This window comes from Nocardia vulneris, assembly GCF_001613425.1.
Taxonomy (GTDB): Bacteria; Actinomycetota; Actinomycetes; order Mycobacteriales; family Mycobacteriaceae; genus Nocardia; species Nocardia vulneris.
The window spans coordinates 107,540-129,162 of record NZ_BDCI01000052.1 but is presented as its reverse complement, the minus strand read 5'-3'; the positions used below and the strand labels follow the sequence as shown (position 1 = coordinate 129,162).

At 67.1% G+C, this 21,623-nt stretch carries 22 protein-coding genes and 1 riboswitch; of the genes, 14 read left to right on the top strand and 8 right to left on the bottom strand.

Features of this window, described 5'->3' with window-relative positions; genetic code table 11:
* Positions 1-171: 171 nt before the first annotated feature.
* Entirely contained in the window at positions 172-390 is a 219-nt protein-coding gene (locus tag NVU01S_RS40530) for an MbtH family protein (RefSeq protein ID WP_014988415.1), read from the top strand.
* A 122-nt stretch (positions 391-512) separates the two neighbouring features.
* Positions 513-674, top strand: coding sequence for a hypothetical protein (locus tag NVU01S_RS43905; protein WP_156161635.1), 162 nt, complete (start codon positions 513-515; stop codon positions 672-674).
* A gap of 17 nt (positions 675-691) precedes the next feature.
* Here the strand turns inward: NVU01S_RS43905 and NVU01S_RS40525 are convergent, their stop codons facing one another.
* The 4 genes from NVU01S_RS40525 to NVU01S_RS40510 form a co-directional block, all read right to left on the bottom strand.
* Entirely contained in the window at positions 692-2,038 is a 1,347-nt protein-coding gene (locus NVU01S_RS40525) for a helix-turn-helix domain-containing protein (protein ID WP_043672693.1), read from the bottom strand.
* Between the two features lie 393 nt (positions 2,039-2,431).
* Positions 2,432-3,304, bottom strand: coding sequence for an aldo/keto reductase (locus NVU01S_RS40520; RefSeq protein ID WP_043672695.1), 873 nt, complete (start codon positions 3,302-3,304; stop codon positions 2,432-2,434).
* 121 nt (positions 3,305-3,425) lie between these two features.
* A complete protein-coding gene (locus NVU01S_RS40515) occupies positions 3,426-4,121 on the bottom strand; it encodes a type 1 glutamine amidotransferase domain-containing protein (protein WP_043672698.1) in 696 nt (231 codons plus the stop codon).
* Positions 4,122-4,172: 51 nt separating this feature from the next.
* A complete protein-coding gene (locus NVU01S_RS40510) occupies positions 4,173-4,994 on the bottom strand; it encodes a carboxymuconolactone decarboxylase family protein (protein ID WP_043672701.1) in 822 nt (273 codons plus the stop codon).
* Between the two features lie 142 nt (positions 4,995-5,136).
* Between NVU01S_RS40510 and NVU01S_RS40505 the strand changes: the two genes are divergently transcribed.
* Positions 5,137-6,267 carry a serine hydrolase domain-containing protein gene (locus NVU01S_RS40505; RefSeq protein ID WP_043672704.1) on the top strand — a complete coding sequence of 377 codons (1,131 nt, stop codon included), beginning with the start codon at positions 5,137-5,139 and terminating at the stop codon, positions 6,265-6,267.
* A 64-nt stretch (positions 6,268-6,331) separates the two neighbouring features.
* Here NVU01S_RS40505 and NVU01S_RS40500 read toward each other — a convergent pair whose 3' ends face one another.
* Positions 6,332-7,240: an oxygenase MpaB family protein gene (locus tag NVU01S_RS40500; protein ID WP_052280743.1), complete on the bottom strand. Its 909-nt coding sequence runs from the start codon at positions 7,238-7,240 to the stop codon at positions 6,332-6,334.
* Between the two features lie 287 nt (positions 7,241-7,527).
* On the opposite strand from NVU01S_RS40500, the gene NVU01S_RS40495 reads away from it, so the two are divergent.
* From NVU01S_RS40495 to NVU01S_RS40445, 11 genes are read left to right on the top strand one after another with little or no spacing between them, the layout of a single operon-like run.
* A complete protein-coding gene (locus tag NVU01S_RS40495; protein ID WP_029901605.1) occupies positions 7,528-7,752 on the top strand; it encodes a hypothetical protein in 225 nt (74 codons plus the stop codon).
* The gene (locus NVU01S_RS40490) at positions 7,752-7,940 is read left to right on the top strand and encodes a hypothetical protein (RefSeq protein ID WP_043672707.1); all 189 of its coding nucleotides are present in this window, start codon (positions 7,752-7,754) and stop codon (positions 7,938-7,940) included. The genes NVU01S_RS40495 and NVU01S_RS40490 overlap by 1 nt, the downstream gene beginning before the upstream one ends.
* Before the next feature lie 19 nt (positions 7,941-7,959).
* The gene (locus NVU01S_RS40485; RefSeq protein ID WP_043672710.1) at positions 7,960-8,814 is read left to right on the top strand and encodes an MlaE family ABC transporter permease; all 855 of its coding nucleotides are present in this window, start codon (positions 7,960-7,962) and stop codon (positions 8,812-8,814) included.
* Position 8,815: 1 nt separating this feature from the next.
* Positions 8,816-9,679: an ABC transporter permease gene (locus NVU01S_RS40480; RefSeq protein WP_043672713.1), complete on the top strand. Its 864-nt coding sequence runs from the start codon at positions 8,816-8,818 to the stop codon at positions 9,677-9,679.
* Between the two features lie 9 nt (positions 9,680-9,688).
* Positions 9,689-11,059, top strand: coding sequence for an MlaD family protein (locus NVU01S_RS40475; RefSeq protein WP_043672715.1), 1,371 nt, complete (start codon positions 9,689-9,691; stop codon positions 11,057-11,059).
* Positions 11,059-12,084, top strand: coding sequence for an MlaD family protein (locus NVU01S_RS40470; protein ID WP_043672718.1), 1,026 nt, complete (start codon positions 11,059-11,061; stop codon positions 12,082-12,084). The genes NVU01S_RS40475 and NVU01S_RS40470 overlap by 1 nt, the downstream gene beginning before the upstream one ends.
* On the top strand, positions 12,081-13,106 hold the full coding sequence (locus tag NVU01S_RS40465) for an MCE family protein (protein ID WP_043672721.1): 1,026 nt from the start codon (positions 12,081-12,083) through the stop codon (positions 13,104-13,106). Before NVU01S_RS40470 ends, NVU01S_RS40465 begins: the two co-directional genes overlap by 4 nt.
* Positions 13,106-14,206, top strand: a complete 1,101-nt coding sequence (locus tag NVU01S_RS40460) for an MCE family protein (RefSeq protein ID WP_043672724.1) — start codon at positions 13,106-13,108, stop codon at positions 14,204-14,206. The genes NVU01S_RS40465 and NVU01S_RS40460 overlap by 1 nt, the downstream gene beginning before the upstream one ends.
* The gene (locus NVU01S_RS40455; RefSeq protein WP_043672727.1) at positions 14,203-15,285 is read left to right on the top strand and encodes an MCE family protein; all 1,083 of its coding nucleotides are present in this window, start codon (positions 14,203-14,205) and stop codon (positions 15,283-15,285) included. The genes NVU01S_RS40460 and NVU01S_RS40455 overlap by 4 nt, the downstream gene beginning before the upstream one ends.
* The gene (locus NVU01S_RS40450; protein ID WP_043672730.1) at positions 15,282-16,460 is read left to right on the top strand and encodes an MCE family protein; all 1,179 of its coding nucleotides are present in this window, start codon (positions 15,282-15,284) and stop codon (positions 16,458-16,460) included. The genes NVU01S_RS40455 and NVU01S_RS40450 overlap by 4 nt, the downstream gene beginning before the upstream one ends.
* A gap of 11 nt (positions 16,461-16,471) precedes the next feature.
* Positions 16,472-17,077: a hypothetical protein gene (locus NVU01S_RS40445; protein ID WP_043672733.1), complete on the top strand. Its 606-nt coding sequence runs from the start codon at positions 16,472-16,474 to the stop codon at positions 17,075-17,077.
* Here the strand turns inward: NVU01S_RS40445 and NVU01S_RS40440 are convergent, their stop codons facing one another.
* From NVU01S_RS40440 to NVU01S_RS40430, 3 genes are all read right to left on the bottom strand, one after another.
* Positions 17,078-18,322, bottom strand: a complete 1,245-nt coding sequence (locus tag NVU01S_RS40440; RefSeq protein WP_043672736.1) for a TetR/AcrR family transcriptional regulator — start codon at positions 18,320-18,322, stop codon at positions 17,078-17,080.
* A gap of 147 nt (positions 18,323-18,469) precedes the next feature.
* Positions 18,470-19,714, bottom strand: coding sequence for a TetR/AcrR family transcriptional regulator (locus NVU01S_RS40435; protein ID WP_043672880.1), 1,245 nt, complete (start codon positions 19,712-19,714; stop codon positions 18,470-18,472).
* Positions 19,715-19,764: 50 nt separating this feature from the next.
* Complete coding sequence (locus tag NVU01S_RS40430; protein WP_043672739.1) at positions 19,765-21,105, bottom strand: cytochrome P450; 1,341 nt, start codon at positions 21,103-21,105, stop codon at positions 19,765-19,767.
* A 131-nt stretch (positions 21,106-21,236) separates the two neighbouring features.
* A riboswitch (M-box (ykoK) riboswitch) is annotated at positions 21,237-21,406 on the top strand.
* The last annotated feature ends 217 nt before the right edge of the window (positions 21,407-21,623 follow it).

Below are 21,623 nucleotides of genomic sequence, written 5' to 3'. Positions count from 1 at the left end.
CACGCTCGTCTGCCGCGCACATCCGCGCGCGACGCGAAGCCCCGCGGATCGTGGCGCTCCTTTCACGTTCCGGCGCGATCGCACCCCACAGCACTCACGCACTCGGCGGGAGCGCGCCGTGGCACCTGACCCCCGAAAAACCCTGACCCGACCAGGAAGCTAGGAAACCGGATGAACAACCCCTTCGACAACGACGACGCCCAGTTCTACGTCTTGATCAATGCCGACGGCGAGCACTCGTTATGGCCCATTTTCGCCGCCGTACCGGGCGGCTGGACGATCGCGTACGGGGCGGCGGCCCGCAAAGCGTGCCTGCATTACGTCGAAACCCATTGGACCGATATGCGTCCCAAATCACTCATCGAAGCCGGGTCCAACGAAACCTCCTGAGGTAGCGCCGAACCCGAAAAACCACCCATATAGGCGGGGTGCGTCGGCTCCCATCCCCCCTGCCGGTCGACGCACCTCGCCCCCTACTCGTACTCTGCTGCGCCCCAGTGCATCATGTACGTATGACGAATCAACGGATCACCCCCACGCTGCCGGAGACGTTGATCGCAGCCGCCCGTCGCTGGGAGTCCGGCCGCCCGACACCCGCGCAGACACAACAGATCAGCGGTTGGCTCACCGGTGTCATGCACCGCGTCCGCCCGCAGGATGCAACGAATTCATAACAGCCAGGGCCGGTTCGTCAGGCCCTGATTCGGGATGCCTCGAGCACCGACCGGGCATGCTGGCGCCAGCCCGTGACCGCGCGCCCGCGAAAGCCGGACAGTGCGGTGTCGAACTGTTTGGCGCGCTTGGTGACAGTCAGCCCGATATAGGTGTTGTTCCCGGTGATCGCTTGTGTCGCAATGGAACACGCTTCATCGATCTCGCCCGCGGTCAGCAACGCGGTGGCGTGCTCGAAGCGAACGAGCGCGGGCTCCATTGTTTCTCGCGGGTCGTACAGGGTGAGGGCGCGGGCCGCGGCTTTCGCGGTTTCGCCGGCGCGGCCGAGTCGCGCGTTGCCGATCGCCTGATAGAAGGCGAGTTTCTCCGGGCGATAAGAGAAGATTCCTACCGTAAGTTCTTGCTGGTCAATATCTTCCAATGCGCGGGCGGATTTCTCGATGCACCGCGCGAACTGGTCGGCATTTCCGAGGCTGGCGTGTGCGCGGGCCGCCATTCCCCACAGCCAGGCCGCCGCGGGACCGTGTGCCGGATTATCGTCGAGCCGCCCGCCGAGCAGGTTCAGGACTTCCTTCGGTTTGTCGCTGTAAGTCGGCAGATAGGCGAGACCGGCCAGCGCGATATCCTCCGAGTAGCGGTCGCCGATGTCCTGCGCGGCATGGATCGCCGTGCCGTACCACATCCGGGCTTGTCCGAAATGTCCTTCGTTGAACAGGATTTCGCCGACCACGTTGGCGAGCCGCCCCGCCGTGCGAACCAGGCGGACCTGATGATGGGTCGCCTGCCGCTGGGCGAGCGCGCCACGAACCGTGCGGAACTGCTCCAGCGTGGGGTGCAGCAGTTCGTGCGGCGGTAGGTGCACCACCCGTTTGCCGAGTTCTTCGACCGAGTGCTCGAGCAAGCCGAGCCGTCGCTCGCTCATCGACCCGGCATCCAGGGTGGCCAGCATCTTCTCCGGCTCGCTCGCGATCAGCTCGGCGGCCCGGCCGGTCAGGCCCGCGCCGATGCAGGCCAATAACTCTCGCCTTCTCACGTCGTCATCCTCGACTTCCTTGTCGAGCCCGATGTCCCTACCGAGCTGGGTGTGCGGATCGGGCGCCGGGTCGGAGTCCGCGAGGTCGAAGCCGGAGCCCCGACCTGCCGTGACAGTCCGCTCGAAGCGCGCGACGACGGCCGGATCGGCATCGGACACGACCTTGTCCAGCAGACGCTGGCTGGCGGCATGCATCCGATTCGTCCGGCCGTTTTCCCACAGGACAACGGTGCGCGGGGTGACGCCCACCAGACGCGCGAATTCGTACCGGCTTCGCCGCATCGCGGCGCGAAGCGCACGGACATCCTCGCCCGTCCAGTCGATCTCAACCATAGGTCCCGCTTCCTCGCACCAGGCTGATACAAACGGAAACTACCCGCAATTACCGCATTCGGGACTGTTATCCACCGAATCGCAACGTGCACGCTGAATCACGCACCCGGCGCCGGGGTTCTGCCCAAACCCTCACGAGGGCGCCGGCATTCCGGAATCCAGCGCGCGGTCCCGGCACGGCCTGATCCATCCGTGTCGAGCGTGATTCCGGTGGCGCCTTCGGTGCCGGGTGCACCGACATTGCGTGGAGGTGAACAATGCCGCATTTCCCGCGGTATCACGGGGAATTGCGCTGCGCGCAAAGCAGTCCCGGCAATCGCCGAGCCGCGAAAATAAAACTGGACAGTCTCCGTCGAGACTGTCCAGTTTCAGGTCGACTCGCGCGAGGGTGATTCACACCGCCGCGGCGAGACTTTCGAATTCTTTGTCGGTCAGGGTGATCCGTGCCGCCTCGGCGTTCTCCTCGGCGTGCGCGACACTGGACGTCCCCGGGATCGGCAGCAGCACCGGCGAGCGGCGCAGCAGCCAGGCCAGCGCCAGCTGCGCCGGCGCGGCACCGTGCTCCTTGGCGATGGCATCGAGCGGACCGCCGGGTGCGGCCAACTTCCCGGTGGCGATCGGGTACCAGGGGATGAACGCGATGTTCTCGCGTTCGGCGTAGTCCAGCACATCCTCGTCGGTGCGGTTGGACAGGTTGTAGAGGTTCTGCACCGACACGATGGTGGCGATCTCGCGCGCCTGCGCCAGCTGCGCGACGCTCACCTGGGACAGGCCGATGTGCCGAATCTTGCCCTCCTGCTGGAGCAGCGCCAGCTCGCCGAGCTGGTCGGCCAGCGGCACCTGCGGATCGATCCGATGCAGCTGGTAGAGATCGATCCGGTCCAGCCCGAGGTGGCGCAGGCTGAGTTCGGTTTGCTGGCGCAGGTACTCGGGCCGGCCGACCGCCCGCCAATCGCCGGGGCCGCTGCGGGTGAAGCCGCCCTTGGTGGCGATCACGAGGTCGTCGGGGTACGGGTGCAAGGCCTTCCGGATGAGCTGCTCGCTGACGAACGGGCCGTAGGAGTCGGCGGTGTCGATGAAATTCACGCCGAGTTCGACGACCCGGCGCAGTACCCGCACCGCCTCGTCGGGATCGGCGGGATCACCCCAGACGCCCGGACCGGTCAGTTGCATGGCGCCGAAACCGAGCCGATGGACGGGCAGGTCGGCGCCGATCGTGAAGGTCCCGGACGCGGCGGCGGGCCGGGCGTTGCGGTCGGTGCTCATATGATGCGGTTCCTTCCGAAGGGGAATTACGCGAAAGCGGACGAGCCTTGCTGCGGACCAGACGTGACGACGTCACTATCGCGACCAACGTCTCGACCCCGGCGACGATTCCCGGGGCCGCTCAGGCCAGCTTCTTCAGCAGCTCCGCGGCGACCGGTGCGGACGACGCCGGATTCTGGCCGGTGATCAGGTTGCGGTCCACCACGACCTTCGGCGCCCACGGCTCGCCCTCCTGGAAATCCGCGCCGAGTTCGACGAGCCGGTCCTGTAGCAGCCACTTGGCCTTGTCGGCGAGGCCGCCCTGCCGTTCCTCGGCATTGGTGAAACCGGTGAGCGTGTAGCCGGCGAAGGCGTTGGTGCCGTCGGTGTTCGTGGCGGCGAGCAGGGCGGCCGGACCGTGGCAGACCACCGCGAGCGGTTTGCCGGATCGCAGTGCGGCGGTGAGGAGTTCGCCGGATTCGCGGTTCACCGCGAGGTCTTCCATCGGCCCGTGCCCGCCCGGGTAGTAGACCGCGTCGTAGTCGGCGAGGTCGACCTGGGCGAGATCGGCGGGCCGCTGCAACTCGACGGCGTTCGTGAGTGTTTCGGCCCGTTTGTCGGCGATGTCCTGACCGCCGTTGTACTCGGCGGCCAGGCTGCCCTTGTCCACCGGTGGCACGAGACCGCCGGGCGTGGCGACCACGATCTCGTGGCCGGCCGCTTTGGCCGCTTCGTAGGGCACCGCGAACTCCTCGGCCCAGAAGCCGGTGGGGTGCAGGGTGCCGTCGGCCAGGGTCCAGTGGTCGGCGCCGGTCAGTACGAACAGTATTTTCGCCATGTCTTCGACCCTAGGTACGGGCACGGAAGGTGGCCAATGGGATCGCCGATATCAGGCATCGGCATTTCGATGGCTGCGGCGCTCGGCGAAGACGGTGCGCGCCACCGAGATTCCGTTCAACGCGGCCGGGAAGCCGGCGTAGCCCGCCATCTGGATCAGGACTTCGACCACCTCCTGCTCGCTGCCGCCGACGTTGAGCAGGCCGTGGATGTGCACGCCGAGTTGGGGTGCGGCGCCGAGCGCGGTGCACATCGCCACCGTCACCATTTCGCGGGTCTTCAGGTCGAGCCCAGGCCGGGCATAGATGTCTCCGAAGGAGAACTCGACGAGCAGCCGCGCGAAGTCCGGGGCGATGTCCTGCAATGCGGCGACGACCTGCTCGCCGGCTTCGCCGTCGATCTCGGACAGCGCGGCGGTGCCCCGCTCGAACCGCGCACCCGTGGGAGCCGGTTCCGGCGCGGGCTCTTCGGGTAGATCGGTGCGGGCGGCGAAGACCTCTTTCGCGGCGGTGAGACCGTTCAGCGCGACCGGGAATCCCGCGTAGACGCTGGCGTGGATCAGCACCTCGACGATCTCGGTGCGGGTGCAGCCGACATTGAGCGCACCGTTGATATGCCAGCGCAGTTGCGGTGCGGCGTGCCCGAGTGCGGCCAGGGCGCCCACCGTGGTCAACTCGCGTTCGCGCAGCGTCAAGCCGGGCCGGGACAGGATATCGCCGTAGCCGAACTCCACGGTGATCCGGCCCAGGTCGGGGGCGATATCGCCCAGACTCTCCAGTACCGCGGGACCGTCGGGCCCGCCGATCTCTTTGAGCAGCGCCAAGCCGCGCTCGAAACGGTCGTTGTCCCCGGTGGGCTGTTGGATCGTGGTCATGGGAGGACTGTAAAAGTTGGAGTGCACTCCAATGCAAGCCCGCGCGGACGCTTCTCATCCTCGAAGGGGATCGGGCCTCAGGGGCGATCTCCGGGTTCGTCCCGGATGTGCGTCCACCGTTCGCTTACCTACCGTTACCGGTATGCGCCTCGCACCGCTCGCCGCCGCTCTCGCCGCCGCCGGACTGCTTGCCGGGTGTTCCTCGGAATCGGCGCCGGTACCGGCAGAACGACTGTCGGACAACAGGATTCGTGCGGTACAGGAGAATATCGACACAATCGTCGCGGCGGGCGGCGCCGGCGCTATCGCGACCGTCACCGGTGACGGTGCGACCGCGGTGCTCACCAGTGGCGAGTCCGACACCGCCACGCACGCGAAGATGCCCGCCGAGCCGCTGCAGCGCACCCGGATCGGCAGCATCACGAAGACCTTTACCAGTGCGGTGATTCTGCAACTGGTCGCGGAGGGCAAGGTCCGGTTGGACGAGCCGATCGACACCTACCTGCCGGGTCTGCTGACCGGACCGGGCATCGACGGGCGGGCGATCACAGTACGCCAGGTCTTGCGCCATCAGAGCGGACTGCCCGAACTCACCAGGGATCCCCGAATCGACGAGTACCGCGCGGCGCTGGAGAACCGCACCATGACCGCGGCCGAGGAGATCGCGATCGCGCTCACCATGCCCGCCGATTTCGCGCCCGGCACCCGCTACGAGTACAGCAACACCAACTACATCGTCGCCGGGATGCTCATCGAAAAAGTCACGGGCGCAACCTATGTCGAGGAGCTGCAGCGGCGGGTTCTGGTTCCGCTGGAGCTGTCCGATACCTACCTGCCCGGTCCCGGCGAGCGGGATATCCGCGGTCCGCACCCGAAGGGTTACGACGAGATCGACGGCGTGGTCACCGAGGTGTCCCGCATCGAACCGTCGGTGCCGTGGTCCGCCGGTGCGATGGTGTCCACCGGTACCGACCTGAACCGCTTCTTCACCGCATTGCTGGCCGGGAAAGTGGTGCCCGCCGCTGAATTGCCGCAGATGCGGGCCGGTGTGCCGATGGGCGACGAGACCATCGACATGTCCTACGGGCTCGGCGTCGGATCGATTCGATTGCCTTGCGGCGCAGAATATGTCGGGCACAGCGGTGGTATCTACGGCTTCCTGACACTGTCCGGCGCGACCCCGGACGGCCGGGCCGTGACTTACACCTTCAACAAAGCGCCGAAGTCCGAACCCGATTTCATCGACCTGCTCAGCGACGCGCTCTGCCCATGAGTCCTGCCTGATCGAGGGGTCTCCGTCGTCCGGGTGGTGCGCCGCCCGGACGACGGTGTCACGCTCAGATCAGGTCTTTGTGTTTGTGGATCCGGCGCCGCACGTCGGCCATGAGGGCGTGGGTCCCGCCGTGCCGGACGAAGCGGGGGATGAATCTGTTGACGAAGGCGACGAAGACGAACAGGTGCTCGAACCGGCGTTGATCGGCGGCGGTCCATTCGACCCGGAGCTGTTCACGGAAAACGGGGGCGAGGAAGCCGATGGTCAAGAACTTCAACAGGTTCCGGAACGGGAGCCGCAGATACCAGTGGATCATGCGCAGCTCGAGCAGGTCGTCCAGGTAGCTCCGGACGAATTCGTCGATCGCGACCCGACCGCAGGCTTCGTTCCAGTACCGATCGAAATCCGCACGGGTGGCGGGCCACATCTCCGCGGTCACCTGCAACGTGGTGCCGAGGGTCGACGACGTGGCATAGAACGCCTCGGCCTGCTCGTCGTTCATGCGGCCCTGCAGCAGTTGATAGGTGTCCTCGAAACCGATGTAAAGACATGCGGCGACCCATAATTGGAGATCGCGGTCGAACGCGTTGTACTTCACTGCGGCGCCCGGGGCCGAATGTACTTGCCGATGAGCGACATTCACCGCCTCGCGATAGGCGAGCCGCTCCGCTTCCGTGCCGAGGATCGCCACGGCGAGGTATTGCGTGGTGGTCCTGGCCCGCTTCCATGGATGCCGCATCAGCGCCCCGGATTCGACCTTGCTCTCGGCGACGCCGTACCCTACGCCCGGCCGTGCCATCTGCATCGCCACATTGGCCGCTGCCCCGGCGAAGGACCAGAAGTCCAGCGCGTCGGTCAGCGTGATCGGGCGTTTGCGGACCGGTCGATGCGCGGAGCCGATCGGGATTCGGGTGCGCTCTTTCGGCAGTGGGGCGACATCGTGCTGATCGGGGGAATGGGCGGCGGCGGTCATAGGGAGTCCTTCCCAAGGCTGGATCGACTCGGCGTCCCTGTAAAGAATCTGTGAACTACAGATAACTTAAGTCGCCTGCGGCCTGCCGTCAACGGGCCGATGTGCGTGCAATTATTCGCGTGCGGACGGCCGGGCAATCTTCGCCAAACCCTTCCTTTCAGACCGGAATCGTGCGTAACATAGCCGCCCATACCGGACCGCGCGGCGGCCGGCCACATCCAACGGCGGATCTCTCGGGGCGCTCGTGTGGGGCCGGTGACGTTCGGTCGGCACGCGAAAGGACACGCATGCTCGAGAAGCTGGATCGGCTGTTCAGCTACGAGATGAAGGTCTCGGAGTTCCTCGGAACCCTGATCATTCTCGCCGTTCCCTACGGGCTGATCGGCGTCGTCTGGACGCTCACGCACACCAGCCACCTACGAAACATGCACGGCATCGACGTCGTCGTCTCGTTCCTGGGCTCGATCGTGTGCTGGCCCGTGCTCACCTTCTCGAATGTGTGCATGACCTGATGATGATCTTGGTTTGGCTGATCGACGTGCTGGTGCTGGCCGTGCAGATCCTCGGCGGCCGCCGGCGGGTGAATCCGGTGCTGCGCTTCGGGCTCTGGCTCGCCGTGCTCAGCTCCGTCGCGGCGGGCATCGCGGTGCTCGGCTTTCTTCTCGTCCTGCTCGAGCGGCAGCTGAGCGGTACCGCCTGAGGCCGGAAAGGCAATTCTTGTGACCATCACCGAACGCCCGCCCGACCGGACCGATCTGGAAAAGGCCGTCGACGACCTGCGTGGCCTGTGGCAGCGCCACCCGCAACGGTCGCTGGAAACCCTCGGCAGGCAGGTGCGGCTCGGTCGCGACGCCGTCGTCGAGATGGTCCGTGCGCTGGTGGCCCGCCGCTTCCCGTTCCAGGAATTCGTCAAGCAGTGCGCCTTCATGGCCAACGTGTCCGCGGCGCCGACGGTCTTCGTCGCGATCCCCGTGGCCGTCGTGGTCTCGATCCAGTTGGGCGCGTTGGTGAGTCAGGTCGGGGCGACCACGTTCATCGGCGCGGTCAGCGGTCTCGGCATCATCCGGCAGGGAGCGCCGCTGGTCACGTCGCTGATGATCGCCGGTGCGGTCGGCTCGGCCATCTGCGCGGATCTCGGCTCGCGCACCATCCGGGAGGAGATCGACGCGATGCGGGTGATGGGCGTCGATCCGATCCGCCGGCTGGTCGCCCCGCGACTCGCGGCCGCGGTATTGGTCAGCATGCTGCTGTGCGGGTTCGTCGTGTTCGTCGGCTTCGCCACCGGCTATCTGTTCAACGTCTATGCGCAGGGCGGCACTTCGGGCTCGTTCATCAGCACCTTCGCCTCCTTCGCCGTCGCGAACGATCTGATCGTCGCGCTGGTGAAGGCCGCTATTTTCGGGGCGCTCACCGCGATCATCGCCTGCGATATCGGGCTGCACACGAAAGGCGGCCCCGGCGGGGTCGCGAACTCGGTCAACGCGGCCGTGGTCAATTCGGCGCTGATGCTGTTCGCCACCAACATCATCATCACCCAGGTGTACAACACGCTGTTCCCGGCGAAGGTGCTCTGAGATGGGTTCGCGGTACACCCCGCCGGCGCTGCGACCGCTGCGGCTGCTCGGCGCGGCCGCGCAGGGGCCGGTGCGGGCCAATCAGCGGGCCGGGCATCAGGCCATCACCTTCGTCGCGGCGATCGCGGCGATTCCGTTCGTGCTGAAGCACTATCGCAAAGAGGTGCTGCGGCTCACCGCCGATGTGGGCTGGGGCAACGGCTCGCTCATCGTCGGCGGCGGCACGGTCGGCGTGGTCGTCATCCTGTGTGGCTTCGGCGGCATCACGGTCGGGATGGAGTCCTACACCGCGCTGAACCTGCTCACGATGAACCCGCTCACCGGTGCCATCTCCGGGTTCGCCACCACCCGCGAGATCGGGCCGATCCTGGCGACGCTGGCCTTCGCCATCCAGGCGGGCTGCCGCTTCACCGCGCAATTGGGCGCGATGCGCATCTCCGAGGAGATCGACGCGCTGGAATCCATTGCGATCCGTCCACTTCCGTATCTGGTGAGCACGCGGATGATCGCGGCGACCCTGACCATCGTCCCGCTGTACAGCGTCGGCCTCGCGGTCGCGTATCTGATGACGAAGCTGTCGGTGTTGTTTCTCGGCGGCACCTCGGCGGGTACCTACGACCACTACTTCTTCCAGTTCCTCAACGGCGCCGACGTGTTCTTCTCGGTGCTCAAAGTGATGGTGTTCGTGCTGATCTCGACGTTCCTGCAGTGCTACTACGGCTATGTCGCCACCGGCGGCCCGGAGGGCGTCGGACACGCGGCGGGCCGGGCCATCAAGATGGTCATCGTCGTCATGGTATTCGCGAATCTGTTTCTGACACTGGCCATCTGGGGTATCGACCCCGGGTTCCGGATCTCGGGATAGGGGCCCGCGATGCTCATCGACCCCAGTGGACGCGGTCCGAGCGCGCGGCAGCTCGCGCTCGCCGGCCTGGCGTTGACCGCCATCGTGCTGTTGCTGCTGTACCTGCTCGGGCTGCGCTATACCGGCCGGTTCGAGGACAAGGTCGGCGTCGTCGCGGTGCTCACCAGCACCGGGGACGGCCTGCCCGCGCACGCCGATGTGAAGTTCCGCGGCATGATCGTCGGATCGGTCGCCGAGGTGCAGGTCGTCGCGAAGGGCGAGCGTCAGCGCGCCGAACTCGACCTGAAACCCGCTGTCGCCGGAATGATTCCGGCTCAGGTCACGGCGCGGGTGATCCCCAGCAATATCTTCGGCGTGACGGCGATCGAGCTGGTGGACAACGGCCGCGGCACCGCGACCTTGCGGGCGGGGGCGGAAATCTCGGAGGACACCAGCGAGGGCACGGTCCAGTTGCAGACCACGCTCAGCGTGCTGCGCGACGTGCTCGACCACATCCAGCCGGAAAAGCTGGGCCGGGTGCTCGCGACACTCGCCGACGCGCTCGATCCGGCCGCGCGGGTGCCCGGCTCGACCATCGAGCGGTTGGACCGCTGGCTCACCGAGGTGCACGCCGTGCCCGGCGTCGGCAACCTGCTCGGCGACCTCGGCCGGGCGGCCACCGCGCTGAGCGTCTCCGCGCCCGACCTGGTGGGCGTGCTGTCGGATTCGGTGACCACCGCCCGCACGCTCACCGAACGGCGGGAGCAGCTCGTCGCCTTGCTGACGAACGCGGGCGGCGCGGTCGATTCGGTGAATTCGCTGTTCGCGCGCAACCCCGACGCGGGCAAAGAGGTGGTCTCCGGGGTCAGTGAACTGTTCGGCAGCCTGGCCCAGGACCCGTCGGCGTTGCCGGAGACGGCGGCCAATTTCAATGTCTCGCTGCAGAAGCTGCGTTCGGTCTTCTCGTTCGGACCGAGCCGCCAGATGGTGTGGAAGATGGACGTGTCGTTCACGCCGTTCCAGCAGTACACCGCCGCGGATTGCCCGCGGTACGGCACCATGTCAGGGCCGCGCTGCGGTGGCGCGTCGATTCCGGAAGTTGCACCCCCGCAAGAGTTTCCGGCGCAGCAGCAGCCGGGCTGGCTGGATGCGGCCGGGCCGAAGCCGGTGCTGCCCACCATGCCGGCTCTCCCCACGATCCCAGGGCTGCCCATGATTCCCGGCCTCACCGCGCCCGCTGCGGCGAAAGACGACGCGCCGCATGCCGATTCCGGTGGGTTACGTGGCACGTCCGCGGTGGCCGCGATCGTCGGCGGTAGGCCGAACGCCGCGCAGTACCTGCTATTGGCCCCGCTGCTGGCAGGCGGAGCGATGTATCCGGTGAACGGGGACGGCAAATGATGAGACGCTCGGGCAAGGCGCTGATCGGCTTCAGCCTCTTCGCTGTTCTCGCCATCGTGCTCACCTACACCATCTGGTCCACCCTGCAGCGATCGGTCTCCGGCGATACCGATTCCTATTCCGCGACCTTCTCCGATGTGCTCGGCCTGCGGGTCGGGGACGACATCAGGATGGCGGGCGTGCGGGTCGGCCGGGTGGACGCGATCGACTTCGATGGGGACTACCGAGCGCGCGTCGAGTTCCGCATCCAGCAGCGGCAGCGACTGACAACCACGACGAAAGCCCTGGTGCGCTATCAGAATTTGATCGGGCAGCGCTACGTCGCGCTCGTGCCCGGCGCCGAGGCCGGCCAGGCGGTGCCGAGCGGGTCGGCCATCCCGCTGGAGCGCACCGAGCCGTCGTTCGACGTGTCCGGGCTGCTGTCCGGGTTCGAGCCACTGTTCAGCGTGCTGCAACCGGATCAGATCAACGCATTGTCGGAGACCATGATTCAGGCGCTGCAAGGCAACAACGTGTCGTTGAGCGCGCTGATCACCCAGGCGGCGGAGCTGGCGGGCACCTTCGGACAGCGGGATCAGATTCTCGGTGACGTGATCAGCAATCTGAGCAGCGTCATTGCCGGCCTCGCGCACCGCAGCGGTGAACTGGAAACCTTGATCACGCAGGCACGGTCGCTGGTCGAGTCGCTCTACGCGCAAGGCGAATCGCTGAAGAGTTCCGTGCAGCAGGTGGCCACCTCGACCGACTCGCTGGTCCAGCTGATCGGTCAGGTGAAGCCCAATATGGCTCGGGCACAGCGTGATGCGACCAGCGGTGTGGCGCTGCTGCTGCTCAACGGGGCCTCGTTGGACCAGGCGGCCGTCGAACTCCCGGACCTGCTCAACGGCGTGGCCAGATTCACCAGCTATGGCGCCTACGGCAATGCCTACATCTGCCGATTGGACGTGTCGCTCTGGGGCGTGCTGCTGCCGCCGGGGCTGTTCTCCCAGGTCGGCGGCAATTCGCAATCGGAGGTGTGCCGATGAGAAACCGGATCCGTGGGCTGGCCGGACGCGTCCGGCTACCCCGCAATCGACTGCTGTGGCTGGGCTTGCTCGCCGCCGGATCGGTGCTCCTGCTGCTCGTCGGCTCCAGCGCGTTGTCACAGGCCAGGCTGGGGGACCGGACGATTCAAGCCGAGTTCGCACAGGCGGCCGGGTTGCGTGCGGGCGCGTCGGTGGACGTCTCCGGCATCGAAGTCGGTTCGGTGCGTGCGGTGCGGCTCGACGGCGCGAAGGTCGTGGTGGATCTGCGGGTGCGTCGCGATATCCGGCTCGGCCCCGATGCGCGCGCGGCGATCAAGATGACGACCATCCTCGGCAAGTTGCATGTCGAACTGGTGCCGGGGAACGGAAAAGGGCTGTCGGGCAACCGGATCCCGATCGCCAACACCACCGTGCCGTACAACCTGGGCAAGGTCATCCGTGATCCGGTGTACAAGTCGTCGTTCGAGCGCATCGAGCGGATCGATCCGGCCAAGCTGCGCCAGTCGCTCGATCTGCTGACCCGGCAGATGGGCGATTCGCCGCAGCTCACCGTCGAGGCGTTGAACAGCATCGGCGCGCTCGCCAAGGTGATCAACGATCGCCGCGACGAGGTCGATGTGCTGCTGAAGAGCATGGACCAGGTGGCACAGCTGGTTTCGGACAATCGCAACAGCGTGCTGCTGTTGCTCACCCGGGGCGAGGCGATCGGCAATGCGGTGGCGCAGCGCCAGCAACTGCTGAAGTCCTTGCTGGACAACGTCGCCGAGCTCTCGCGGCTGCTGCAGGAGATGGGGCTGGAGAACAACGATCAACTCGGCCCACTGATCCAGAGCCTGAACACCATGTCCGAGGGCTTGGAGAAGAACCGGGACAACCTCGACTCGCTCTACGAAATCATGCCGGTCGCCCTGCGGCAGTTCAACAATGCGCTCGGCAACGGCCCCTACGGCGACGTGTGGGCGCCGTGGGTCTTCCCGGACAACTGGCTGTGCTTCGCCGGTGCGGTACAGGGGTGTAACTGATGAAGATGAGTACCTTCTGCAAAACTGCGGTGCTGTGCTGGATCGCCGCGATCGCGTCCGGCTGCTCGCTGCTGCCGGACAGCCTGTCCGGGCTGCCGGACCAGTACCTCGGCGAACATCTGCGGATCAGCGCCGATTTCGAGAACGTGGCGGGCCTGTACGCGGGTAACGACGTCGCGATTCTCGGCGTTCCGGTCGGCCGGGTGGACACGGTGACCGCGCGGGGCAGCTATGTCGAGGTCACCATGTCCATCGACAAAAACGTGAAGGTGCCCGCGGATGCCATTGCGGCGCTGGTCTCCCCACAGCTGATCACCAACCGACACGTCGAGCTGGCACCCGCGTACGAAGGCAACGGACCGGTGCTGGCCGACGGGGCGCACATCCCGCTCGAGCACACCCGGACCCCGGTCGAACTCGACCGCATCCTGGACAATTTCGACCAGCTCGGCAAGGCGTTGAAGGGGGACAACGAGACCGGGCCGATGGCGAGCCGGGTGCTGTTCCCGCTGCTGGACGGCAACGGCGACAAGCTGCGGCAGACGCTGGACGCGATGTCGGCCGCCTTCGAGGTCAGCCTCGCCAACGGCGACCAGATCTCCAACACCATCGTGAAACTCAACGAGATCACCCAGATCATCGCCGAGAACGACCAGACCGTGCGGGATTTCAGCGGGCGGCTGACCGAGCTGGTCGAGTTGATGGGCGCGCAGGCCCCGGGTCTGCAGGCGGTGCTGACCCAGCTGAACGACTTCGTCACCAACACCTCCACGGTGGTCGGTGCGAACCGGGAACAGTTGCTCGGCGCGCTGACCCGGTTCACCGCGCTCACCGGGCAGATGCGCGCCAATGCCCGCTCGGTCACCGAGATCGCCGACGTCACACCGCTGTTCTTCCAGAATCTGGACAACGCGACCAGCAAAGAACACCAGGCGCTGCGGTTGCACGGCCTGCTGGACAAGGCCGTGCTCGACGGTGAGGCGCTGTCGGTGTTCTGCGAGCGGGTGCAGATGCGCCTGGATGGCTGTCGCACCGGCAAGATCCAGGACTTCGGCCCGGACTTCGGGCTCACCGCCGCGCTGCTGGGACTCACGAAATGAGCAGGCGGGCGCTGGCCGTGCTGGCGGCGGCGGGAGTGCTCGCGGGCAGCGCGGGCTGTGCGGTGACGGTGGACAACGTGCCGTTGCCCAAGCCCGGCATCGGCGGCCCCGGCTACACCCTGCACGCGGTCTTCCGGGACGCGCTGAATCTGCCCGCGAACGCGCACGTCAAGATCGGCGGCACCGATATCGGCATGGTCTCCGCGATCAGCACCACCAACTTCCTGGCCGATGTGGAAATGCAGATCCGCCAAGACATTCAGCTGCCCCGCGGTACGAGCGCCGAGCTGCGGCAGGCCACCCCGCTCGGCGACATGTTCGTCGCGATGACTTTGCCGTCGAAGCAGGACAGCGCCGAGCTGCTGCGCCCGGGCGACACCATCGCGCCCGAGCACACCGCGACCGGCGCCTCGGTCGAGCAGCTGATGATGTCGATCTCGTTGCTGCTCAACGGCGGTGGGCTCAACCAGGCCGCCCGGATCACCAGCGAGATGAACTCCATGTTCGGCGGCCGCGCCCCGGAACTGTCGCATCTGATCACCGAGCTGACCGACGTGCTGAGCGCTCTGAACCGGCGCACCGCCGACGTCGACAGCGTGCTGACCGGCATGTCCACGCTGACCGGCGAATTGGCCAGGCGCAAGCAGGAATTGGGCGCCGCCGCGGATACGTTCCCGCCGCTGATCGGGTTGGTGGCCGAGAACAACAAGGCCATCGCCGATCTCACCGCGAAGATCTCGGTGACCATGGCCGCGCTCGGCGACTTCACCGACACCACCGGCCCGGACTTTCTCACCCTGTTCGACAGCATCCAGCGGTTGATGTCCGGATTCGCGCAGATGGGCGACGATCTCGCGGGCACGCTGGACGGACTGCACGCGGTCTATCCCTCGGTGATGGCCAGCCTGGACGGTCCGACGCTGGCCGTCGCCGCCACCGTCTCGTACCTGAGCGTCGGCGCGCTGACCGACCCGAAGGGCAGCCGGGCGCCCGAACTCGGTGACGTGCCCGCCTTCATCGGCAGTCTGGCCCAGGTGCTGGAGAAGGTGCTCGGCCGGTTGCAAGGCGGTACGCGATGACCATTCCGTTGTGGCAGTGGCTGGTTCGTCATCGCATCGCGGTGGCCAATATCGGCCTGATCCTGGTGCTGCTGGTCGGCGTCTCCTACCTCGGGGCGGCGGTGCTGCGCATCAACTTGCTGCCGAACACCTATACGGTGCGGGTGGAGTTGCAGAACTCCGGCGGGCTCGCGGCGAACAACGATGTCAGCTTCCGCGGTGTCCGGGTCGGCCGGGTCACCGAGGTGCGCATCTCGGGCGACGGCGTCGCCGCGATCGCCGAAATCGACAAGGGCGCAAGAATTCCGGTGGGCGGGACGGTGGCCGTGGGCCGGTTGTCGGCGGCCGGGGAGCAGTATCTCGACTTCCGGCCCGATACCGACAGCGGACCCTATCTCGGCGACGGTGCGGTGGTCGACCGCGCGCGGACCACCGTCCCGGTGACGGTGCAGTCGGTGCTGTCGAGCATGAGCGGACTGATCGGCGGGCTGAACCCGGCGCGCTTGAACGTGATCATCGATGAACTGGACAAGGCACTGGCCGGCGGACCGGATCGGTTGCGCAACATGATCTCCGGGATCAGCCGGGCGATGGCCGGGCTGACGGATCTGTTGCCGCAGACCAGGCAGCTCATCGAGAACCTGCAGGTGATCGCGGAGACGACGTCGCACGCGCAACCCGATCTGAGCACGCTCACCACCGGGTCCAGCGCACTGTTCCAGCAGCTCAGCGCGGCAGACGCCGAGGTGCGCAAGTTCCTCGAACTCGGGCCTGGCCAGCTCGCCACGCTCGGCGGCATCGTGCGCGATACCGAGGATCCGGTGACCAACCTGGTCACCAATTTCGTCGCGATCACCAAGGCGGCCAAGCTGCGCGCGCCCGCCATCGCGGCGCTGTTCCCCGCGCTGCGCGCGGGATCCGCGGCGATCGGTGTGCCCGCGCACGACAACGCCTATCACACCCTGATCGACCCGTGGCCCCGGCCGAGCTGTGACTACGGCACCGTGCCGGTGGTCCCGACGACGAAAACCGCGGACACCAGGGTGCGGCTCTACAACTACTGCATCACCGACAACCCGGCGTTGCAGGTTCGCGGCTCCGCGAACGCACCACGACCGAATGTGCCGGACAACGGCTCGGGTCCGCCTCCCGGCGTCTCCGGCGACGAGCTGTCCCGTCCGGCACCTGGGAGATAGGAGTTCAACCGATGTCCGATAGCGATACGGCTGAAGAGTCGAGTGCTGTTACGCCCGAAGAGGTTTCGACCGAGACGACGGCTGCCGCGCCGAAACGACGGCGGCTCGGCCGGTCCGGACGGCTCGCCCTCGAGCTGACGGCGGCGGTACTGCTCTGTGCCGCAGTGGTTTCGAGCGTCGTCTTCTTCGTCCAGAACCGGGGCAACAAGGCCGTGCTCGAGGCCAACGCGGACGCGCGGACCGCCGCGTGTGCGTACGCCCCGGTCCTGGCGGACTACGACGCCAAACAGCTCGACCCGTATTTCGCGGCGGTGCTGGCCGGGGCGACCGGTGACTGGAAGAAGCAATTCGACAGCACCAGCAGGGAATTGCGCGAGGTGCTGACCCAGGGCGAGGTCGTGTCCAAGGTGAACGACGTGCAGTGCGCGATCAAGACCGGCGACCAGAACTCCGCCGAGGCGATCGTGGTGATCGGACAGACCATCACCAGCATGGGTACGCAGGGCAAGCCCGCGCCGGGTCAGCTGTCCATGGTCATGCGTCTGGAGAAGGTCGACGGGCACTGGCTGGTGAACAAGGTGAACTCGCCGTTGGCCCCGCCACCGGCGCAGCCGTAGTCAGCCGGATTCGTTGCCGAACAAGACTACTCGCATCAATTGCCCGACCCGCTGCTGCGAGCAGCACGGGTCGTCGGAACCGAAGCGCTGCCCCAGATCGACCACCAGCGCCAGCGCCGTGTGCACCAGCAGCCGTGCTTCGGCGGGTGACAGCTCGGGACGCATACCGACGAGCAGCTTCGCCCATTCCTCGACGTTGAGTCGCTGGATGTTGCGCAGCACCGTCCGCTCGTCCGCGGGCACATTGCTGATCTCGGCGTAGTACACGAAGGTCAGCTCGCGTTCGGCGAACGATCCCGCGACATAGAGCTCGATCAGCGTCGTCAGCGCCTGTCGTGGACTGTCCGCCGCCGCGACGGCCGGACCGATCGCGGCCGAAACCCGTTCCGCGGCACGGCGGAACGCGGCCGCGAGGATATCGCCCTTGCCGCGGTAGAAGCGGTACACCGCCGACGAGGCGGGCAACGCGGCGGCGGTGGCGATGTCCTCCACGCTGACGTTCGGGTATCCGCGTTCGTGGAACAGCTCGACGGCGCGTACGAGCAGCAACTCGTGTTTGAAGGTGAGTGGAATCTCCACTGCCGCAACGGGTTGCCGCTGATCCGTGATCTCGGGCAGCGTGCATGCCGCGATCGCCCGGCAGGCGGTGCCGAGCAGGGCGTGCAACGCCCGCGCCGGCAGCGACACGTGGTGATCGCCGATGCTGCTGAGCGCGCTCAGGACGGCGGCGGACAGCACCGCGTGATCGGGCTTGCCGAGTTCTGGCCTGGTCGCCGCGATCAAGGCCTTCAACCGCGAATTCACCATGGCCAGTTGGTCATCGAGGATCGCGGCGTCCTCGTCCTCGAGGTAGCGGCGCTGCCAGCGCAGCAGCGCGGCGCTGCGCCGGTTCGTGATCGACGAGGCGATCAGTGCGTCGATGACCTGCTCGAGCCGCGTGGTGGCGGACAGCTCCCGCGCGGTGTCCGGCAGTTGCACCGCGGACGCACTCAGTGTGCCGAGTCGCAGCGCTTCCTCGCGGAACAGCGCGTATTTGCTGGGGTAGTGGCGATACAGCGCGGCGGAACTGATGTCGAGCCGGGACGCGATGTCCTCCATGCTCACGCCGTGATAGCCGAGCGATCCGAACGCCTCGGCGGAGACTGCCGCGATCTGTGCGCGTCGATCGCGGGGTCTGCGCCGGATCGCTCGCGTCGGCGTCCCGTCGGCCGCCTTGTCCGCAGCGCGGCGTTCTTGGGCACCCATGCCGCGATGGTAGCCGAACCCGATGGCGAATCTGAACAGAAGATCACAAAGAACGCAGAGTTTCGGGACTTCACCTAGGGATACGTATCGCAGACCGTCCAGAATTTCCGTTAACTTATGCGACCGGTTGGTCCGCTGGGCAGCGGCTCATTCGAGCGCAGGCCGCCCGAACAAGACCACCTGCATCAGCAGTCGCACCCGCTCCTGGGCCGCCATGGGCTCGTTGTCGAACGCCCGTCCGAGATCGACCACCAGGGCAAACGCGGCGTGGATCAGGAATCGCGCCTCGGCGGGTGACAACTCCGGGCGCACCTCGCGCAGCAGCCGCGCCCACTCTTCGACGCTGAGCCGCTGGATGTTGCGCAGCACCGTGCGTTCCTCCGCCGGCACATGCTGGAACTCCGTGAAGTACACGTAGGTCAGCGCGCGCTCGGCGAACGAGCCGGCCACGTACTGATCGATCAGCGCGGTCAGCGCGCCCTCCGGGCTCGCGGCGGTCGCCACCGCCGGGCCGACCGCACCCGAAACCCGTTCCGCGGCACGGCGAAACGCCGCGGCGAGCAGATCGCTCTTGCCGCGATAGAACCGATACACCGCCGAGGCCGCGGACAACCCCGCCGCCGTGGCGATGTCCTCCACGCTGACATTCGGGTAGCCGCGCTCGTGGAACAACTCCACCGCTTTGCGCAGCAGCAGTTCGTGTTTGAACGAATCCGGGATCTCCACCACCGGCTGCGGCTCGGCCGGCCGCACGGCGGGCAGGGTCAGTCCGACGATCGGCCGGCAGGCCGAATTCAACAGCCGGGCAAGGGATTTCATCGGCAGCGTGGCGTGGTGATCGGCGATGCTGGTGATCGTGCTGAGCAGCGCCATGCGCAGCACCCGCGTGTCGTCCTCGGTCAGCTCCGGGCGCAGTTCGGCGAGCTGGTCGCCGAGCGCGCCCAGCACCGTGAGCTGCTGATCGCTCAGCGTGGTCAGATCCTCCGGCTCGAGATAGCGCCCTTCCCAGCGCACCAGGGTGATGGCGGTGCGGTTCTCGATCGTGACGGCGATGAGTGAGTCGAGCACCTGGCGCAGGCGCTGCTCGGGCGACCAGGTCGCGGCCTCCTCGGGCAGCTGAACCGACTCGGTCATCGCCCGGCCCACCCGCAGCAACTCCTCGCGGAACAGCGCGTACTTGCTGGGGTAGTGGCGGTACAGCGCGGCCGAGCTGATGCCGAGACCGGAGGCGATGTCCTCCATGCTCACGCCGTGATAGCCCAGCGAGCCGAACGCGGCGGCCGAGGCCGCGGCGATCTGCGCCCGGCGATTCTTCGGCCTGCGCCGGATCTCCCGGGGTGCCGAGTCGCCGGTGCTCGCCTTACGCGCCGTACGGCGATTGTCGACACTCATGTCGGACATCGTACTGATCTGCGCTGGTGGGAAAGGCCATGCCTCGGTGCTCACCCGCGCGGCACGAGGACCAGCCGCGCCTTGCCCCGCGGGACCGTGGTGATGTTGCGGGTCTTGGCGCGCTCGGGCCCGGCTCCGGCGGGCAGGGCCAGCACATAGCGCAGGAGCGTTTCGCGCAGCACCGTGCTGCCCTCCATCAGCGAAAACCCGGCGCCGATACAGCGGCGCGCGCCGCCGCCGAAGGGGAACCAGGTGTTCGGCGCGACCTCGCCGCCGAGGAAGCGATCCGGGCGGAAGGCCGCGACATCCGGGTAATTGTCGGTGTTGCGATGCGCGAGCAGGATCGACGTGCAGACCACAGTGCCCGCGGGCAGTGCCTGACCGCCGATTGTCATGTCCCTGGTCAGTTTTCGGTTGGTGCCGTTGATGATCACGCGCCGGCGCATCGCCTCTTTCAGCACGGCTTCGAGGAATTTGTCGTCGCCGGTCCGCGCGGCTTCGGCGGCCTCGTCCTGAATGGCAGGCTGGGCCGCGAGCTCGTACATCGCCCAGGCCAGGGCGGAGGCCGTCGTCTCGTGCCCGGCGAGCAACAGCGTGATCAGCTGGTCGCGCAGCTCGGCGTCGGTGAGCGGGGGATCCTGGTCGGTGTCGGTCCCCGCGTGCAGCAGCCGGGACAGCACATCGGTGCGTTGCGCCAGGTCGGGCGCTTGCCGGCGCTCCGCGATCTCCGCGTACAGCAGCGCGTCGACCTGGTGCACGTTGTGCGCGAACCGCTGCCACGGGCCGATCCGGCCGAGCAGCGCCGACTTGAAGCCGAGGAAGACCAGCGGATTGAGATCGACGATGCGTTTCAGCCGCGGCGCCAGCTCGGCGCGGGTGCTCGCGTCGGACACCCCGAACACCACCCGCATGATCACCTCGAGCGTGAGCGCGTTCATCCGGTCCAGCGTGATCAGCGTGGATCCCGGTGTCCACCGGTCGATTTCGGCCACCGCGAGCTCGGTGACGAGGTCGCGGTAGGAGCGCAGCGCCGAGCCGTTGAACGCGGGCATCAGCAGCCGCCGGGCCCGCGCATGCTCCTCCTCGTCGGTGAGCAACAGCGAATGCGGGCCCATGATGTGGCCGAGGATCTGATTGCCCTCGCCCGCGTGCAGGTCGCGCGGGTCACCCGCGAAGATCTCCCGGATGTGCTCGGGCCGGGAGAACACCACGAACCGCCGCGCGAACGGCGGGATCCGCATGGTGAAGACGTCGCCGTAACGCCGGGCCAGGGCGGGCAGAAAGCGCTGCCGGTCGGTCTGGAACAACACGCTCTGCACGAACGCGGGCAGCCGGGGCCCCGGCGGATAGCCGGCGGTCTCGGCCCGTTCGCGGACATCCTGTGCGGCCACGCTGCCACCTCCTGCGGATTCGGGGCGAACTTCTCCTCGCCACGCTAGGAGATCGGCGTGGCCGGGTCCATGACCTGATCGGTAATCAACCGTACTTGACGCGGCTGCGCCGAAGGGCCATTCTGGCTTGGTCAGCACCTCGTTAAGCGAGGCTCCTGCGCGAACACAGGCCACTGATCCGACGACGTCGAGAGACGCCCAGGATCAGGACAGATCGCTTCGGACTAAGGGGCGATCCCAGGTGGCTTCCCGGATCGGGATACGTCGCGCAGTGCCGAAGCTCTGACGAGAGGGGTGCCCCCTCCGGCGTGGTGCCTGACCCCGAGATCAGCGACGCGCGCGCGTCACGGCGGCAAGGAGGTGAGCGACACAGTGTCCGGCGACAGTCCGTATCCGAGTACCACTTCGACACCCCATTCGCTCCCGGCCCGCTGCCGCCGGGTGATCGGCTGAGCCCCAAGCATTTTCGCGCAGGGGCCGGCCGCGCCCGAAAACGGTTGCGACGGTGGGCCGCTCGT